Source organism: Sinomonas sp. ASV322 (assembly GCF_030908245.1).
Classification (GTDB): domain Bacteria; phylum Actinomycetota; class Actinomycetes; order Actinomycetales; family Micrococcaceae; genus Sinomonas.
Map to the genome: position 1 here is coordinate 15562 of NZ_JAVFJJ010000025.1, position 17416 is coordinate 32977.

General features: G+C 71.8%; 19 protein-coding genes. 8 read left to right on the top strand and 11 right to left on the bottom strand.

The window, feature by feature from the left end; all coding sequences use genetic code 11:
- Positions 1 to 10 precede the first annotated feature (10 nt).
- The 3 genes from RBS12_RS19510 to RBS12_RS19520 are packed head-to-tail and all read right to left on the bottom strand — an operon-like array spanning position 11 to position 1921.
- Entirely contained in the window at positions 11 to 460 is a 450-nt protein-coding gene (locus tag RBS12_RS19510; RefSeq protein WP_307967831.1) for a hypothetical protein, read from the bottom strand.
- Entirely contained in the window at positions 453 to 1439 is a 987-nt protein-coding gene (locus RBS12_RS19515; protein ID WP_307967832.1) for a hypothetical protein, read from the bottom strand. Before RBS12_RS19515 ends, RBS12_RS19510 begins: the two co-directional genes overlap by 8 nt.
- The gene (locus RBS12_RS19520) at positions 1436 to 1921 is read right to left on the bottom strand and encodes a hypothetical protein (RefSeq protein WP_307967833.1); all 486 of its coding nucleotides are present in this window, start codon (positions 1919 to 1921) and stop codon (positions 1436 to 1438) included. The genes RBS12_RS19515 and RBS12_RS19520 overlap by 4 nt, the downstream gene beginning before the upstream one ends.
- A 204-nt stretch (positions 1922 to 2125) precedes the next feature.
- On the opposite strand from RBS12_RS19520, the gene RBS12_RS19525 reads away from it, so the two are divergent.
- Positions 2126 to 2863 (top strand): hypothetical protein, encoded by a 738-nt coding sequence (locus tag RBS12_RS19525; RefSeq protein ID WP_307967834.1) that lies wholly within the window; start codon positions 2126 to 2128, stop codon positions 2861 to 2863.
- Positions 2864 to 3023: 160 nt separating this feature from the next.
- Entirely contained in the window at positions 3024 to 3476 is a 453-nt protein-coding gene (locus tag RBS12_RS19530) for an SRPBCC family protein (RefSeq protein WP_307967835.1), read from the top strand.
- Between the two features lie 21 nt (positions 3477 to 3497).
- Here RBS12_RS19530 and RBS12_RS19535 read toward each other — a convergent pair whose 3' ends face one another.
- From RBS12_RS19535 to RBS12_RS19560, 6 genes are all read right to left on the bottom strand, one after another.
- Complete coding sequence (locus tag RBS12_RS19535) at positions 3498 to 3869, bottom strand: flagellar assembly protein FliW (protein WP_307967836.1); 372 nt, start codon at positions 3867 to 3869, stop codon at positions 3498 to 3500.
- Entirely contained in the window at positions 3866 to 4750 is an 885-nt protein-coding gene (gene flgL / locus RBS12_RS19540) for a flagellar hook-associated protein FlgL (protein WP_307967837.1), read from the bottom strand. The genes RBS12_RS19535 and flgL overlap by 4 nt, the downstream gene beginning before the upstream one ends.
- A 1-nt stretch (position 4751) precedes the next feature.
- Positions 4752 to 6173, bottom strand: a complete 1422-nt coding sequence (flgK, locus tag RBS12_RS19545) for a flagellar hook-associated protein FlgK (protein ID WP_307967838.1) — start codon at positions 6171 to 6173, stop codon at positions 4752 to 4754.
- 13 nt (positions 6174 to 6186) lie between these two features.
- On the bottom strand, positions 6187 to 6669 hold the full coding sequence (locus RBS12_RS19550; protein WP_307967839.1) for a flagellar protein FlgN: 483 nt from the start codon (positions 6667 to 6669) through the stop codon (positions 6187 to 6189).
- A gap of 163 nt (positions 6670 to 6832) precedes the next feature.
- Entirely contained in the window at positions 6833 to 7771 is a 939-nt protein-coding gene (locus tag RBS12_RS19555) for an RNA polymerase subunit sigma-70 (RefSeq protein ID WP_307967840.1), read from the bottom strand.
- A gap of 39 nt (positions 7772 to 7810) precedes the next feature.
- Positions 7811 to 8212, bottom strand: a complete 402-nt coding sequence (locus RBS12_RS19560) for an SgcJ/EcaC family oxidoreductase (protein WP_307967841.1) — start codon at positions 8210 to 8212, stop codon at positions 7811 to 7813.
- Between the two features lie 184 nt (positions 8213 to 8396).
- Between RBS12_RS19560 and RBS12_RS19565 the strand changes: the two genes are divergently transcribed.
- The 4 genes from RBS12_RS19565 (at position 8397) to RBS12_RS19580 (ending at position 11955) form a co-directional block, all read left to right on the top strand.
- Positions 8397 to 9554 (top strand): flagellin, encoded by a 1158-nt coding sequence (locus RBS12_RS19565; protein ID WP_307967842.1) that lies wholly within the window; start codon positions 8397 to 8399, stop codon positions 9552 to 9554.
- A gap of 167 nt (positions 9555 to 9721) precedes the next feature.
- Positions 9722 to 11143, top strand: coding sequence for a flagellar filament capping protein FliD (fliD, locus tag RBS12_RS19570; RefSeq protein WP_307967843.1), 1422 nt, complete (start codon positions 9722 to 9724; stop codon positions 11141 to 11143).
- Positions 11144 to 11153: 10 nt separating this feature from the next.
- The gene (gene fliS, locus RBS12_RS19575; protein WP_307967844.1) at positions 11154 to 11573 is read left to right on the top strand and encodes a flagellar export chaperone FliS; all 420 of its coding nucleotides are present in this window, start codon (positions 11154 to 11156) and stop codon (positions 11571 to 11573) included.
- On the top strand, positions 11566 to 11955 hold the full coding sequence (locus tag RBS12_RS19580) for a hypothetical protein (RefSeq protein ID WP_307967845.1): 390 nt from the start codon (positions 11566 to 11568) through the stop codon (positions 11953 to 11955). The genes fliS and RBS12_RS19580 overlap by 8 nt, the downstream gene beginning before the upstream one ends.
- A gap of 2 nt (positions 11956 to 11957) precedes the next feature.
- On the opposite strand, the gene RBS12_RS19585 is transcribed toward RBS12_RS19580, so the two are convergent.
- Positions 11958 to 13340: an MFS transporter gene (locus RBS12_RS19585; RefSeq protein ID WP_307967846.1), complete on the bottom strand. Its 1383-nt coding sequence runs from the start codon at positions 13338 to 13340 to the stop codon at positions 11958 to 11960.
- A gap of 24 nt (positions 13341 to 13364) precedes the next feature.
- Positions 13365 to 14252, bottom strand: coding sequence for a dihydrodipicolinate synthase family protein (locus RBS12_RS19590; RefSeq protein ID WP_307967847.1), 888 nt, complete (start codon positions 14250 to 14252; stop codon positions 13365 to 13367).
- 105 nt (positions 14253 to 14357) lie between these two features.
- Between RBS12_RS19590 and RBS12_RS19595 the strand changes: the two genes are divergently transcribed.
- A complete protein-coding gene (locus tag RBS12_RS19595; RefSeq protein ID WP_307967848.1) occupies positions 14358 to 15998 on the top strand; it encodes an aminotransferase class I/II-fold pyridoxal phosphate-dependent enzyme in 1641 nt (546 codons plus the stop codon).
- Between the two features lie 48 nt (positions 15999 to 16046).
- Positions 16047 to 17416 (top strand): DUF222 domain-containing protein (locus RBS12_RS19600; RefSeq protein ID WP_307967849.1); only part of this gene is annotated, 1370 nt, incomplete at its 3' end.

A 17416-nucleotide genomic window follows, 5' to 3' on the forward strand; every position in this document is an offset into this window, starting at 1 on the left:
GCGCGAAGGCTCACTCGGCGTCGTGGGCCTCCCGCGACTGCCGGGTGAGTGTCTCGTCGATGATGTCCCTGATCTCCCGCAGCGTCTCGGGGGAGAGGTCGCTCGTCAGGGTTCGCGCGGCGAAGCTCCGGACCTCCGCTTCGCGCATGGCGCGGAGCAGGTCGAGCTGCGCGGCCACGCGTTCCGGCGTCTTGGCGTCCGCGTCGGTGAGGAACGCCGCAGGGACCCCGAAGAAGTCGGCGAGGGCCTCAAGGAGGTTCGTGTCCGGCGTCATCGGGCCCGTTCCGGCCCGCATGTAGTGCCACCGCTGCCGTGAGATGTGAAGGCCGCGATCCTCGACGGCCTTCTTGATGTCCGGAAATGTGTAGCGTTGACCGCCTTCGGCTTCGACGACATCCAAGAGCGTGTTGAGACGCTCTGCCAGGATGAGTTCGGGCCTCTGGGGCGACTGGTCAGGCATAGAGTGCTCCCTCCGACTTCTTGACAAGCTTTGAATCCGACGAATTCAGCAGAGTTCCCCCGGCAGCGAGGTCGCTGTCCAAGATCTCCACGAGAGCCCGGTGCAGCCGCGCCCGGGGATTCCTGCTGATCACTCCCTTGAGAGGTATGGACACCGAGTCTATGACGACGTTTGCGAGCACCGTTCGCCGCCACAGCCGGTGCAGGCGCAGGAGGCGGTAGCGCTCGTACACCTGCCACGCGGTCACGCGGCCCGACATGGCGGGCAACATGAGGCCGAAGGCGATGAACAGGGCGGCGAGGGCCTGAAGGGCGTCAAACGTGCTCTGCAAGAGGGACTCATAGTCAAGACCGACGTAGGTCAGGACGATGACCTGCCGCACGAGCTTCGCGGCGAGGGCCACGACCGCGATGCCGCAGCCGACCGCGACAGCCCCGAACCCCACCCGGAAGAGCGCCGAAGTCATGCGCGGGAGGTACTTCACGCATACGAGCGCGACTTCGGTCGAGGCGGCGATCATGTAGACGCACATCGTTGCCATGAAGACGAAGACGCCGACGTCGCTCTGCGAGGCGGGGTCGACCGAGACATGGTCTGGCGAGAGCGAGGCCGTGACGGCCCCGGCGATCGCCGCGCAGCCGAACGCGACGCAGTAGACGGTGATGGCCGCCGTCGTCTGCAGGAGGCCGCGCCGCAGCACGGGCTCCTGCTTGTCCGCGGCCACGACCGCCTTGACGATCGCCGAGCGGAAGAGGCCGAACGCGAGCATGATGAGCGTCCCGCTCAGGAGGCTCGAGATGCCGGCGAAGCCCACGGCGGCGTCGATGGCGCGCGAGACCGCGGGATGGTTGACCGTCGCGGCGAGGGCCGCGGGGAGAGCCACGAAGAACACGAGGTCTCCGCGATGCCGCAGGCACGGGCCCAAGCGCGAGAGCACGAGGAGCCACACGGCGAGGATCGAGGCCACGAGAACGGTCATCCGAAGACTCCGCGGAAGTTGAGCGGTTCGACGCGCCCGGCGAGCCGGGTGCGGGCCAAGGCATCCGCGAAGAGGTCGGCGAGCGATTCGGCGACGATCTCAGGCTCGCTCTGCCGCTGGCAGCGGGCGAGGCAGCGGCTCACCATGCTCGGGTTCAGATCCGGCAGGAGCGACGCGAGATGCGATTCGTCGCCCATGAGGCGTTCGTGATCGAGCACCATGTGCGCGAATTCGTGGAGGATGATCTGCTCGCGATACAGGGGCGAGGCGGTATCGGCGTGGAGGACGAGGTCCGCGTCCGGGAGGGAGAACCAGAGCCCGGAGATCTTGTCCCGCCCGAGCCTTTCGACCGGGCGGATGATGATTTCCTTGCCGCGGTCCTCTTCGAGAAGATTCCGGAGAGACTCGAGAGTGAGTTCTTCCGGGACGTCGAGAGCGCGGAACGCAGCAGCGGCCTGACCCCGCAGCTCCTCCATGTCCATGACGCCGTCCTTGGGTTTCGCCGGTGGACTTCCTGCCTAGGATATCAGGCATTTAGACATGTCAATTTGTTGAACATTTGACATGGATATTCCGCGGGATTTCGGGGGTTGGATAGGGATAGACAGTCACAAACGTTGCTAAGTAGAGTTCTCGCTTGACGGCTGTTCGGCCGTTTGGACTTCGCGCGCACTCAAGGCTGAACAGTGATCAAACGGTTGTGGCAGTTCCCGGCTGTCATCGGTGGCACTGCCGTGCTCACCTTCTGCGGAGTGAGCGCCCTTCAGGCGAGCATCAACGGCCCCCTGCATTCATACGGCGTCGCGGTCGAGGCTGCGCGGTCGAGCGCCTCGGCGAGTGCCGCAATCGTCGCGCTCGCGGCTGCGACCCCGTCGGTCCGCCCGAACGACGACGGCGCCGCGGCACCTCAGGGACTGCAGGCCGCCATGGCGACCCAGACGTCCGCTGCGTGTACGGGGGCCGGGTGCGTCCCCGCCGTCGACGGTCGGCCCCAGCCTGCGCCGAGCCCCGCAGAAGCCGACGGCGCGCGGCCCCAAGGCGCCAACCGTGGCGACGCTGCTGCGGCCGCGGCGGCAGGCTCGGGCCAGCAGGGCGACGACGACCAGTCCGGCGCGGGGCAGGGCACGCCGCCGGGACAGCAGCAGGCGGGCAACTCGGGACGCGGGGCTGCTGCGTACGCTCCGGGCCACTCGGCGGCAGGTGCGCGCGGCGGCGGCCAGGGCGGCTCACAGGGCGGTGGCCAGCAGGGAAGCGGGGTGCTCGGCGGAGTCGGCACGCTCGCGAATTCCGCCGTCGGGGCCACGACGGACGCCACGAGCACGCTCGCGCGAGAGGTGAGCCAATGGCTCGGCCTCCCGAAGTCGCTCGTCACGGCGCCGTCCGGGATCGCCGCGAAGGCGCACGGGAACGGCAACGGCCACTAGCCGGACCCGCGCAGTCAGGTAGAGGGGCCCGGTGAAGTCCGGCCGTTCCCGCCTCTTCCGCTGGTCGGTGGCGCGGCGTAGCGTGTGACTCGGTCTCGGGAGTGTCAACCATCCCGCGGGTGTTTCGGCCCCCGCTACCCTCCACGAGGAGGAGGCGAAAATGCCAATCGTCGATGAGAGCATCGTGATCCCGGCGCCGCCTGAGGCAGTCTTCGACTACCTCGACGACCCCGCCAACATCACGTCGTTCCAAGCAACCGTCATGAGCGCTGAACTCGAAGGCGAGGGCCCGGTCAGCGTCGGGTCCCGGGTCAAAGGCACGAGCAAGGTTCTCGGCCGGACCTTCGACTGGAGCGCCGAGGTCACCGAGCACGACCGGCCTCGCCGGTGGGCCAGCAAGACCGTCGAAGGGAAAATCCCGTTCACCCTCGTCTACACGTGTGAGGCCGAGGACGAGGGAACCCGCCTCCGGTACCACCTCGAGGCCCCTGCCGGCCTCGGCGGGGTGTTCGGCCGCCTCGCCGACGCGCTCGTCAACAAGGCCTACACCCGCCAGGTCCGCGCGGATCTCGCGACGCTCGCCGAGATCCTCACCGAGCACGGCGACGGGTAGCCAGACCTCCGACGGCCAGCGCTAGATGCCGAGTGTCGCGCGGAGCGGCCACCCCTGATCGTCCAGGATCGCCTGGATCCCGCGGTTGGATGCCTCGTTGATCACGAGCGGGGCCATGAGATTGACCGTGGTTCCCCTGGCGCCGGGGGTGGCGACGACGAGGATGCGCGCGCCCGTGGCGTCCTCGAGGCCGACGGCGCGGCACGGGGCCGCAATCTCTGGGGCGTAGTCGGGAACATAGACGGCCGCGTCGACGGCGAAGAGGCGTACGTCCGGCCTCTCCGCGGGACGCAGGCTGAAGAGCCCGGCCGCCCCTTCGACGGCGACGAGCGAGTACTCGGTGTAGGGGGCGAGGCCCGGCAGGGGCTCGACGAGCGTGAGGGGCGCGCTCATTTGAGGAAGTCCATGAGGCTCGGGGGCAGGGTGCGGGCCGTGACCGCGAGGGCGGCCTGATACGCGGTCTGCTGCAGCTGCAGGTCGAGGGCCGCCTTCCCGAGGTCCACGTCCTCGATGCCCGAGCGCTGTGCCTCGAGCGCTGTCTGCTGTGTCATGAGATCCGATCCTGCCCGCTCGAGCTGCGCGAGGCGAGTCCCGACGTCGGCGCGCCCGCTCACGACGGCGCGGAAGCCGCCGTCGAGCGCTTGAAGCCGCGACGTCGGATCGCCGCCGCCGCGCAGATCCGCGGCGATGCCGTCGAGCACCGAGAAGACCGACGCCGCGCCCGTCCCGAACACCGCCGCGCCGTCGGCGTCCACCCGTACGGACCGATCCGGCCCGAGCCTGCGCTGCACGGATCCGCCGGGGGCGCCGTTGAACACGGGCGGGGCGCCGTCCGTGAACGCCGCCGGCGCGTCCGGCGTTCCCGCGAAGACGTTCCGGCCGAGGTACTGCGTATTCGCGGCCGCGAGGAGGTCCTTGCGCACGGCGTCGACCTGGTCCGCGAGGGCGTTCTTCCCGTCCTGATTCAAGGCACCGTTGCCGCCCTGGACTGCGAGGTCGCGGGCCCGGCGCAGGAGCGCGGTCGCGCCGCCGAGGGCCGAGTCGAGCGTCGTGAGCCAGGCCGTGCCGTTGTCGATGTTCCGCTTGTACTGCGCCGCCGCCGCGATCTCCCCGTGCACGCGCAGCGCATCCGCGGTGCCGAGGGGATCGTCGGACGGGCGCGCGATCCGGCTGCCCGAGCTCGCCCGCTCCTGCGCGGCCGCGAGCCGCGCCTGTCCCGCGCCGAGGCTGCGCTCGGCCGCCATCATCATGGTCTGATTGGTCACGCGGAGCATGTCAGAGTCCTACCGTTCCCGTGTGGTTGATGAGGGTATCGAGAGCCTGGTCGATCGCGCTCATGACGCGGGCCGCGGCCTGATAGGCGTGCTGCCCCGCGACGAGGCCAAGGTTCTCCTCATCGAGGCTCACGGATGCGCTTGACGCTTGGGCTGTCTTCGCGGTCGACGCCGCCGTGGACGAGAGGGCTTCCCCCTGCTGGGCGGCCTTCGACGAGCTCCCGAGAGCGGTGACAAACGTAGCCCAGCCGCTGTCCGGGGAGCCGTTGGAGGCACCGAGCTGGGCGATGGCGTCCGCCGTCGTCCCGTCGTAGGCGCCGGCCCCTGCGGCGGCTGCCGCGACGCCGCTCGCGTCCGCCGGCACGACGGAGAGGCCCTCGGCCGGCGGGAGGCTTGGGTCGAGGGCGAAGAACGCAAGACCCGTGGCGCCGCCGGTCGTCCGGCCCGACGTGTGGACCGCATTGACGGCGGCCGCGAGGGACGTCGCGAGCGCGTTGTAGCCGGCGGCGGCCTCGGCGATCGGCCCGCCTGTGCCGTGGCCGTCCGCGGGGGCGAGGACCGAGAGGGCCCCGGCGAGCGAGCCGCCGTCGAGGCTCGCGGGAACGGACGGCCGGTCCGCCCAGACGAGAGAGGGCCCGGGGGACGTGCCCATTGTCGCGGCTCCCGCGAGCCCGATGGCGCGCGCGGCGTCGCCGTCGACGAGCGCGTTCCCGCCGACGAGCACCGTGACCGTCCCGTCCGCCTGCTCGCGCACGGTGCCGCCCGCGAGCGAGGCGACCGTCTCGGTGAGGCGGCTCCGCGCGTCCACGAGCTCGTTCGCGGTGCCTCCCGCCGCGAGGGCCGACCGGATTCGCACGTTGAGCGCGGCGATCTGCCGGGCGGCGTCGTTGACGGTCGTCACCATCGTCGCGGCGTCGGCGCGGGTCGCCGACCACTGCCCCGCGAGGGTCGCGTAGCCGCCCGAGAGCCTCGCCGCGAGCTGCTTGCCGCTATCGATGAGGACCGACGCCGGTGCCGGCTCGCCGGGCTGATTGGCCACGTCGTGCCACGCGGCCCAGAACGAATGGAGCTGGGCCGAGACGCCGCTGCTCCCCGGCTCTTGGAGGGCGGACTCGATGCCCTGATACGCGGCCGAACGCTGCGCCGCATAGCCCGCCGCCGCCGTCGTACTGCGCACGCTCGCGTCGAGCAAGGCGTTCCCGAGGCGCTCGATGCGCTGCACCGCGACGCCCTCGCCCACGCGGGGGCCCGCGGCCGATGAGAGGCCCGCGGGCCCGGCGGGCCCGAGCGCCGCCTGGTCGACGCGCTGCCGCGTGTAGCCGTCCGTCCCCGCGTTCGCGACGTTCTGCCCTGCCACGTCGAGTGCCTGCTGGGCGGCGACGAGGCCGCTGTACGCCGTCGAGAGGGCGCCGAATGTGCTCATGGAGGTCCTTCGTTCAGAGGTCCCGGTCGACGAGGCGCGCGCTGTTCGCGCTCGCGGCCCGTCCCCGCGCGTCGTACGTCTTCGCGGCCGGCTGCCCGTCGGCGAGGGTCTCCTGCGCCGAGCGCGACGCCGCCCGCAGGAACTGGGCGTTCGCGTCGCGGAGCTGCCGGATCGCCGTCGTCTGCTCGGTTATCGCTGTGAGGTGGGCCGCAAGGATGTCGCCCCACGGGCCGTCCGGGGCGCCCGCCGCGAGCTCCCGGAGTGTCGCCGCTTCCGGTAGTCCCCATTCGCGGGCGACGACGGCGGCCGTCACCGCGCGCGCGAGGCCCGCCGCGCCGAGGCGTTCGAGGACCTGCTCGACCTCGCGCGTCGCGTGCGAGAGCCATCTGGTCTTGCCCGCCGTGAGGAGGAGCTGCTCCTCCTCGAGCTTGAAGGTCAGCAGGTCCAGCAGTTCGCGCTCGTGCCAGAGCTGCGCCGAGAGGTCCTGGATCGCCATTCCGTGGCCAACTCCCCGTCCATGAGGCTGTGCTGTGCTGCCGTGGTGTGCCGCGCTGGGCTGTGCTGCGCTGTGTTGTGCTACGCGCTGTGTGACTCGCACTATCGGCTGGGGCGGCGGATCGGTAAGGGGGTCCGCGGTCTGGGGCAGCGTGTGCGATCCCTCATCGCTCGAGCTGCGGCGTGAGCCCGAAGTCGCGGAAGACGTCGTCGTCCTGGAAGACCGACAGCCGGCGAATCCCTTCGGGCGACATCGTGAAGACCTGGAGCGTATGGAGTCGATAGCCGTCCTCTCGCGCAACGTACGCGGCGAAGGCGGGCTGTCCATTGGCCCCGACGGGCTCAAGGCGCCAATCGTTGCCGTTGACCTCGAATACCCAGTCCATGAAGGTGGCGTAGTTCTCCCGGCCGGTGAACCAGTTCAGCATGGGCGGCATTTCCATGAGCACGTCGTGGGCGAGCAGCCGCTTGATTCCCTCGACGTCAGCTGCCATGAATGCGCTCATGTAGCGCTCGAGGCACGCGCGCTGTTCTGACCTGTCCGGCTCGCTCACCTGAGCGGGGTCGATCTTGGTCACGGTTGCCCGCGCGCGGCGCAGCGAACTGTTGACCGAGGTGACGGTGCTGCCGATGATGTCCGCGGTCTCGGCGGCCGAGAAGTCGAGGACATCGCGAAGTATCAGCGCCGCGCGCTGACGCGCGGACAGGTGTTGAAGTGCCGCGACGAAGGCGAGCCGCACGGTTCCGCGATCGATCCCGACCGTGCGCGCATCGGGGATCGGCTGCAGCCACGCATGCTCACCGCGCACGAACGGCGCGCGCGGATCCGTTTCCGCGACGAACCCGGCGGGCAGCGGTCGGCGGCTCCTGGTCTCGAGCGCGGTGAGGCATGCGTTGGTGGCGATGCGGTACATCCAGGTTCGCAGCGAGCTGCGCGTCTCGTCGTACCGCTCGCGGGCCCGCCAGGCGCGAAGGTAGGTCTCCTGAACGACGTCCTCGGCGTCGCACACGGAGCCCAGCATCCGATAGCAGTGCGCGACAAGCTCACTGCGGTACGGCGCGATCCGCAATTCGAAGCTCGCATGGTCCTGAACTCTGGTCACCGCGTTCCGCCCCTTCTTGCGCCGCCCGGATCGGCCCGATCAGCCCCGCACCTGGGAGGGGCTGTTGTGATAGGCGGCTATCATCCAACGGCCGTCGCGCTTTTCAAAGACCCAGGTCGCGTTGACCTTGCGCTCGGCGGGCACCTCAGCCTCGCCGGGGAACAGGATGCCGGCTTCGCTCACGGCGATTGCCGCGTCCCGCCCGACGAAGCGCAGGCTGACTCGCTGGTCGACACTCGTGCTGCCCTTGAGCGGGCCCGCGAACCCGGCCGCCATCGAGTCGCGGATCGCCTCACGGCTGCCGCGCACCGAGCCGGGCAGGATAGCGGTGGCGTCCTCGGTGTAGAGCGCCACGAAACGGTCGGCGTCGTTCGCCTCCCACCCCTTGTACGTTTCTGCGAGCAAGGCGTCGATCGCGATCTCGTCATTCTTGCGGTCCATGACTGTCTCCTTCGTCGGCGGGCCGGATTTCGAACCCGCCATATGTACCGCGCGGGGAGCCGAAACTCGCCGGGTGCCCAGAACTTTCTCTAACGCGCGGGCCGCGTGTGCCGATAAGTGACCGTGAGGGCCCACGGACGGGCCCGGAGCACTACCCCACATCTAGTTCACGGAGGAATGAGTCATGGCACTCACCATCAACACCAACCTCTCGGCCATGCAGGCCTACCTCAACCTCAGCAAGACGTCCAACGACATGTCGATCTCGATGGGCAAGCTCTCGAGCGGTCTTCGGATCAACACGGCAGCCGACGACGCCGCGGGCCTCTCAATCTCGGAGGGCCTCAAGTCCCAGGTCAACGGCTTCAACATCGCCGCCCGCAACGGTCAGGACGGCATCAGCCTGATCCAGACCGCCGACGGCGCGCTCGGCGAGGTCCACTCGATCCTCCAGCGCATGCGTGATCTTGCGGTCCAGGCCGGAAACGACTCGAACAACACGGCATCGCGTTCCGCCATTTCGTCGGAAGCCACGAACCTCGTGAGCGAGCTCGGCCGCATCTCGGGCGCGACGAACTTCAACGGGATCAAGCTCCTCAACGGCTCCGCGACCAACCTGAACTTCCAGATCGGTTCGGACGGCAGCACGAACAGCCAGATCGGCCTCAACCTCGCGAACGCCAACGTAAGCAACATCGCCTCCGCCCTCGGCGTCGGCAACACGGGTGCCACGTTTGCCCTGACCGACGCGGGCGCGGCGACCGTCGCCGGCGCGCAGAAGTTCACCGTGACCGACGGCACGACGACGAGCGCCGTGACCGTCACGCTGGGTGCGGCCGGCACGTACAAGACGGCGGCGGACGTCGCCAACGCCCTCAACGCCGACTCCGGCTTCGCCAGCAAGATGGTGGCGACCGTGGTTCGGGACGCCACTGGTGCGGCCACCGGCCTCAACATCAAGGCGATCTCGGGCGGAAAGGTGGATCCCACGGTTGCTCCGGGCACGGGCTTCGCGGCCGGCGCCGCGGGGGCGACCGGGGCCCTCGACTTCACGTCGGCGTCCGGCGCGCAGGCTGCCATCACGCTCATCGACGCGCAGATCGCGACCGTTTCGGGCGCCCGCGCGATGCTCGGTGCTGCGCAGAACCGCCTCACGCACGCGATCAACATCGCGAACGTTTCCTCGCAGAACCTGACGGCGGCCAACTCGCACATCACCGACACGGACATGGCCCAGGAGATGGTCGCCTACACAAAGGACAGCATCCTCTCGCAGGCCGGCACGGCGATGCTCGCGCAGGCCAACCAGTCCAGCCAGAGCATCCTCAAGCTCCTCGGCTGAGCCAAGCTCCTCGGCTAAGCACTGGGTCCGGCAACGGAACCACCGCCGCCGGCGGCCAAGGGGCACCGACCCGTTGGCCGCCGTCGGCCTCTCCTCTGGATGGGCAGGCCTGGACGGGCTGGCCCTGACGGGCACCCAGCAGGCGACGCGACCTAAGGAGCACGCACGTGGCTATCTCGATCAACGGGCTCGGCAGCGGGCTCGACCTCACCTCGATCATCAACTCGCTCATGGCCGTCGAGGCCCTGCCGCAGCAGCAGCTCCGGCAGACGCAGGCCACCGATCAGGGCGTCATCGGCGTCCTCCAGACGCTCAACGGCAAGGCCTCCGCGCTCAGCGCCCTTGCGGCCAAGTCCTCCGCACCCGGTGCGCTCAACCTGTTCACGGCGACGACGAGCAGCAGCGCGGTAACCGCAACGGCGGGTTCGACGGCCACCGCGGGCACGTTCAGCCTCACGTTCAACCAGCTCGCCCAGACCCAGGTCGACGTGACCGCCTCGATGAGCGCGTGGCCCACCGACTCGACGGGGGCGCCGGCGGCTCTGACCCTCGTGGACTCCACGGGCAAGCAGACCCAGGTGACGCCCGCGAGCACGTCGCTCGACGACGTCGTGAGCGCGATCAACGCGGCCGGTGGTCCGGCCAAGGCCTTGAAAGTCGCGGCAGGGACGGATGCGAGCGGGAACCCGCTCTATCGGCTCCAGCTGACGGCGACCAAGTCCGGGGCCGCGGGGGCGTTCAAGGTCTACCAGGGCACGGCGGCCCAGGTGACCGGGGGCACCGCGACGGACCTCATGACCAAGCCGGGCGCCGCCGTCGTCACCGCGGCCCAGGACGCGTCGGCGACCCTCTACGCGGGGACCGCGGCGGCGCAGACCATCACGTCCTCGACGAACGCGTTCACGAACATCGTGTCGGGGGTCAACGTCACGGCGGCAACCGGCGCGGTGGGCGGCAGCGTCACCGTCACGGTCGCCGCGGACAGCGCCGGAATCACCAAGCAGGCGAGCGATCTCGTCTCCGCCGTGAACGACCTGCTGAGCAACATCTCGAGCAACACGAAGGTCACGACCTCGATCAGCCCCACGGGCGGATCGAGCGCCTCGGGCGGCGTCTTCACGGGGGATTCCACCATCAACGGCCTTGCCGACTCGATCACGAACGCCCTCTACCTGCCGACGAGCAATGGGCACTCGCCGTCGGACCTCGGAATCAGCATCCAGCAGGACGGCAGCTTCACGTTCGACTCCTCGAAGTTCAGCGCCGCACTCGCCGCGGACCCCGCGGGAACCGAATCGACGCTGCAGGAGATTGCGGGCCGCGTCGCGACCGCGGCGAAGAACGCCTCCGACCCTGTCTCCGGATCGATCACCGCGCTTGTCTCGGGCAGGCAGTCCGAGGTGGCCGACCTCGCCAGCCAGATCAGCGACTGGGACGCGCGCCTCGCGGAGCGCAAGGCCGCCCTGACGGCCCTCTACACCGCGATGGACACGTCCCTCGGCGCGCTCAAGTCGCAGCAGTCATGGCTCACGAGCCAGATCGCCGGGCTCCCCGGGGCGCCGTCGCCATCAACCTCGAGTTCGAAGTGAGGATGCAACCGTGACCCTCCCGGCAACCCGCGCTCGCCAGCAGTACAGCCGCGACGCGATCCTCTCGGCCAGCCCAATCCGGCTCCTGACGATGCTCTACGACCGGCTCCTCCTCGACCTCCGGCGCGCCGAGGCCGCGCAGGAGTCGGGCGAGTGGCTCACTGCGAGCGACAACCTCCTCCACGCGCAGGACATCGTCGCCGAGCTCACCGCGACGCTCAGGCCGGGCGCGTGGGACGGCGCGGATCGGCTGCGCGGCATCTACGACTATGTGCGGACGGCCCTCGTTCACGCCAACATCCACCGGGACGTCGCGCGGACCCGCGAGGCGGCGGCGCTGCTCGAGCCGCTTCGGCAGGCATGGCACGCGGCCGCGGCGTCGCTGCCCGCGGAGCCCGTTGCAGGCCTCGGAGGCGTTGCCGTTGGCTGAGCCGTGGGAGAACGTGCTCGGGCGGCTCGAGGCCGATCTCGACGCGGTGGACCGGCACCTTGCCGCCGCGGGAGGGCCGGGCGCGGGAAGGCCGGGCGCGGGAGAGTCGGCCGCCGCGGGAGGGCCGGGCGCGGGATGGCCCGCCGCCGGACGGCCAGCCGCCGCGGGAGAGTCGGCCGCCGCGGGGTGGGCGCCGCCGTCGTCCGTGGGGCCGATCCCAGAGCGGCTCGTCGGGCGCGCGCTCGCGGTGCAGGAGCGGCAGGGGACGCTCGCCGCCCGTCTCGCCGAGGCGAAGGACGACGCCGCGCGGCACCTCGCTGCGGTGAGTTCCGTGCCGCTCGGGCGGCGTGAGGGCGCCCTGTACCTCGACGTCGAGGGGTGACCTTAGCGGTGTCCCGCCGCGCTCCGGCCCGGTTGTAACTTCCCAATCACTCGCACCGCGGCGCGTCGCGGCGAGACATGGTGTTCGCGCCGGAAGAAGCGGGCCGGAGCGCGGCGGGCCGGAGCGCGCCGCCAAATGCGGGCCCGCGCCCCCCGCCTGAGGCGGCGATCGATGAGCGAGGCAACGGCACTGGCCGCCGTGAGCACGACCGCGAGCGTGAGGGCCGCGTGCGGCGCAGTCGCCGTGATCGTGCCCGCGAGGGCGGTTCCAGCCGATCCCGCGGTGATCTTGAGGGCGCCAACCCACACGAAGACCTGAGCCCTTGCCTCCGCGGGCGAGTATTCGCTGCGCGCCGCGAGGGTCGATGCGAAGAAGCACGAATTGAGGATTCCCGCGGCGGCGTAGGCGGCCACGGCGAAGGCGAAGCCTGGCGCGAGGGCCGCGGCGGCGAGGGCTGCCGCGACGCACAGGGCGAGGCGGGTCGTGAGCTCGTCCGCCTGGCCGCGGAGAGGCCAGATCATGACGGCGGCCGAGCCCGCGAGGCTTCCCAGACCGTACGCGGCCGTGAGCGCGGCCGCGGCGGCCGGCACGACGTGGAGCAGGCCCGTGGATGCGACCGCTGTCACGGGCAGCGCCGCGACGGAGAGGGCGACGACGACGGTCAGGTAGAGCGTCCGGCGCAGCGGGCCCGAGCGGAGCATGAGCCCGAGGGTCGTGCCGGGGCGCGGGACGTCGGCCGCTTCCGCCGCGGGCGCCCCGTATGGCAGGAGGCGCACGAGGGCGGCGGCGACGGCGGTCCCGGCCGCGAGGATAAGGCCGGCGACGGCGGCGTTGGCCCAGGCAGCGGAGACCGCGACCACGGTGGGCCCGATCGTGCCCCCGATCCCGTAGGTCGCGACGTCCCAGCCCTGTGCGCGCCGCTGGCTCACGCGGTCCGGCCCCGCGATGGCCGGGAGCCGGCTGCTGATTCCGCCTGTCAGGAGCGGGCCGACGACGCCGGACGCGACGAGCGGGACCGCCGTCACGCCGGGCCACACGACGGGGTAGAGCAGCACGGCCGCCGCGAGCGTGGCCCCGTGGACCAGGCACGCCGCGGCGATGACGGACCGGCCGTCGCGGGCCGTGTCGAGCCTCCGCGCGACGAACGGTCCGAGCAGGTGCGGCGCCGTGATGGACGCGCCGAGGAGCCCCGCGAGCCATCCGGGCGAGCCGCTTGAGGCGGCGAGGAGGACGACGGCGACGACCGCCCCGCCGTCGGCCGTCCTGGCGAGTGTCGCGGCGGCGACGTATCGCGCGAGCCCGCCGGTCCCGGCCCCGCGCGTGGGCTCCGACTCGGCTTCTGCTGTGGGCCTTTGCGGGTGGCGTCTCGGCGAGGGCGGTCTCATCGGGTGCCGTCTCAAGGCGCGCCGTCACGGCTGGAGGCCGGTCGCGAGCAGCGCAGCTTCGACGTCTGCGCGGGCGCCCGCGTCGAGGCCGAGGAGCGGGCGCGGGAGCCAGGGGCGTTCGGCGAGGCCGAGGAGTTCCGCGATCGCGGCGACGACCCGGAGGCTTCCGTGCGTCCTGAACAGGTTCCAGAGCGGGTCGAGGCGGGCGGACAGCGCAAGGGCGGCGTCGCGGTCGCCCGCTTTCGCGGCGTCCACGATCGCCATCGCCGCGAGCGGGAAGACGCCGGCGAGGACCGAGTACCACGCGTCGAAGCCGTCTGCGAGGGCCTCAGCCGCGGCCCAGTCGCCGCTGATGCCGATCGAGAATCCGTTGGGCAGGACGGCCCGGAGCTCGGCGGCGCGGGCGGCCGCCGTGCCCGCCGGGGTCGGCGGGTTCTTGACGGCGGCGACGTGCGGGAGCTCGGCAAGGCGCGCGTAGAGCCGCTCGGTGAAGGCGAAGCCCGTCGTTCCGGGGTTGTCGTAGATGACAATCGGCACGGAGGCGGCCGCGGAGAGGTCGGCGTAGAGGCCGAACACCTCGTCGTCGCGGAGCTGGTGATACGAGACGGGCGCGACGAGGAGGGCCGAGGCGCCGGCCGCCTGAGCGTCGTCGGCGTAGAGGAGGACGTCGCTCGTGCGGAGGGCGCCCACGCCGGCGACGACGGGGACGCCGCCGGCCGCGTCGACCGCGGCGGTGAGGGCCGCGCGTCGTTCGTCTCGGCTCAGGTACGGATACACGCCCGTCGAGCCGAGGACGCCCAGTGACCCGACGCCCGCCGCGGCGAGCCGCGAGACGAGGGCGGCGAGGGCGTCGTCGTCGACCGTGTCGTCCGCGAGGGGGGTCAGGGGGAAGGCGCACAGGCCGTCGAACATGCTTCCTCGTTTCATCGGGCCGCGATCGCGGCCTCCGAGGATCCATGCTGTCAACGGGATTGGATCTAGCATAGGTCCAAGAATCGCCACTCTGAGAGGACCAAGATGGCCGAGGCTGAACTGCCGATCGTGCTCGATCCTGCGAGCCGCGTGCCCCTCGCGGCCCAGCTCGCGGCGCGGCTCCGGGGCTCGATCCTCGACGGGACACTGCGGGCCGAGGACACGCTCCCGTCGTCGCGCCGGCTCGCGGACCAGCTCGGGGTCTCGCGGGGCGTCGTCGTGCGCGCGTTCGAGCAGCTCGCGGGCGAGGGCTACCTCGACGCTCAGGGTGCTGGCGGGACCCGCGTCGCGGTCCGGCCCGACCTGGGCGGGGCCCGGGAACCCTCGCCTGGGCCGAGGCCCGCCGAGCAGCAGGCGCCCGTGATCGACCTGAGCCCCGGCCGCCCGTCAGCGGCCGCCTTCCGGAATCCCGAGTGGCGCGCGGCCTGGCGCATGGCCGTCGCGGAATCGGACTGGTCGAGCCTCCCGCCCCCGCTCGGCACGCCGGCGTTCCGTGCCGCCATCGCGAAGCACCTCGCGACGTCGAGGGGCGTCGCCGCCGACCCCGACGATGTCATCGTGACGGCCGGAACGAGCGACGCGCTCCAGCTCGTCGTCGCCGCGCTGCGCCGCCGCTCTCCCGCGCCACGGGTCCTCGTCGAGGACCCCGGCTACCCGACGGGACGCCGGGTCCTCGCCGCGTCGGGCGCCGCCGTCGAGACGATCCCCGTCGGGCCCGACGGCGCGACCGTTTCGGGCCTGCGTGCCCTTCCGGCGCCGCCAGACGCCATCCTCGTCACGCCGAGCCACCAATACCCTCTCGGCGGCCGCATGCCGGTGAGCGAGCGGCTCGGCCTGCTCGCGTGGGCGGCCGAGCACGGCGTCCTCGTCCTCGAGGACGATTACGACAGCGAGTTCCGCCACACGCGCATGCCGCTCCCCGCCGTCGCATCGCTGCCCTCCGTGGCGGATGTCGTGCTCATCGGCACCTTCTCGAAAGTCCTCAGCCCGTGGCTGCGCTGCGGCTACCTCGTGGTGCGCGGCGAGCCGGGTGAGTGGCTCAAGGAGACGCGCCGGGCGCTCGACACCCCCGTCTCCGGAACCATGCAGGCCGCCCTCGCGCTTTTCCTCGAGGGGGGAGGGCTCGCGCGCCACGTGATGCGTGCTCGCCGCGAGTACGCGCACCGGCGCGGGCTCCTGCTCGAACGGCTCGGGCGGCGCGACGACGTCGAGCTCTCCGCGGTCGACGGCGGCCTTCACGCCGTCCTTCGGCTCGCCGACGGCGTCAGCGCGGCCGGCGTCGCCGAGGAGGCGCTTCAGGCGGGCGTCCAGGTGGCGCTCCTGGCCGCGTACCACGCTGGGTGGGCTCCTGCTGGGCTGGCGTCGGTTGGCTTGGGGGTCATTGGCTCGGCGTCTGTTGGCTCGGCGTCCGCGGGGGCCGCCTACGTTGGCTCGGCGTCCGCGGGGGCCGCCTACGTTGGCTCGGCGTCCGCGCGGGGAGCCTACATTGGCTCGGCGTCCGCGCGGGGAGCCTTCGTTGACCCGGCGTCCGTGGGGGGAGCCTTCGTTGACCCGGCGGCGATTGGCTCCGCGTCCGTTGGCTCGGGGGCGGCCAACGGGCTCGTGATCGGCTACGGCGCGCCGACGGACCTCGAGCTCGCGCGCGCCCTCGACATCCTCGCGGGGATCCTGGACCGGAGGCGGTGACAGGCGAAGCCTCGTTAGATTGTCGGACCCCTCGGGGAGACTGATTCCATGGTCGTTGAGGAGGTCCTGAACCCAGCCCACGGGGACACCGGGGGCTGGGACATCACGGGCTGGCTTCCTTTCGGCCGGGATCCGCTGTGCCCGGGGGGCGGGGACTCGCTGGGCTCGGCGGGGTGGGACTTCCATGGGGACGCCCTGGCGCGGGTCGTGGTGCCCCCAGCCGTGGACCCGTCGGTCTTCGAGGCCTTCGACGGGCTGGGCGCCGAGGCCTGCGAGATCGAGGCCCTGTGGGAGGCGGCGCTTCCGGCGAGGGCGCTCATGGCTCGGGCGCGGGCCGAACGGGCCGAGGAGCTCGTCGCGGAGCTGGAGCGCATCGATGCGGCGCAGGCGCGGCTCGAGGCGCGCAAGGCGATCACCCTCGCAGCGCTCGCCGCCGCCGTGGGAGGGTCCTCGGAGAACCCTGCCCACCGGCTGGACGCCCCCGCCGTGGCCGCGTCGGAGCTGGCCGCGGCCCTGCGGATCTCCCAGCGCACGGCCTCCGCCGCCGTCGCCGAGGCCCTCACCATCACGAACCGCCCCTGGGCGCCGGTGCTCGAGGGCATGTTGTCCGGTGCCCTGCCCCGCCGGCGTGCCGCCGCGATCCTGGACGCCGCCGTGCCCGTCCCCGTGGAACGGCTCGAATTGTTCGCCTCCGAGGCGGTGGCCATCGCCAGCCCGCCCGACCCGGAGGCCATTCCCACCCAGGGGGCACTCAGGCGCCGCTTGCGCCGCCTGGCCGAGAAGCACGCCGAGGAGCCGCTGGAGGTCCGGAAGGAGCGGGCGGGCGCCCACCGGCGGGTCGAGCTCGAGCCGGACCAGGACGGGATGTGCTGGCTGAGCGCCTACCTGCCGCTCGAGGTCGGGGCCGCGATCGACACCCGGCTGCAGGCCATCGCCCGGTCCCTGCAGAGCCCCGAGGAGGAGCGCACAGTCAACCAGCTGCGGGCCGACGCCCTCGCGGACCTCCTCACCGGCCACGGCCATTCCCCGCTCGGAGGGGTGCGCACCGAGCTGATCGTCACCGTCCCGGCCCGCACCCTCGCACGTGGGGCCGCCCCACCGGGGGAGGACGCGCCGGGGGAGGACACACCGGGGGAGGACGCACCGGGGGAGGACGCCCCGGGGGAGATTGTCGGCTACGGGCCGATCGACGCCGACGCGGTCAGGCTCCTCGCCGCCGAGGCCGCGACGTGGTCCCGGCTCTACGTCGAGCCGGGCACCGGCACGCCGCTCGCCCTCGGCAGGCGGCGCTACACGCCCACCCCCGCGATGCGCCGCTTCCTCGGGGCCCGCGACCGGACCTGCCGGTTCCCCGGCTGCGACAAGCCGGCGGCCGCGACGGAAGCTGACCACACCCGGGAATGGTCCGACGGCGGCGC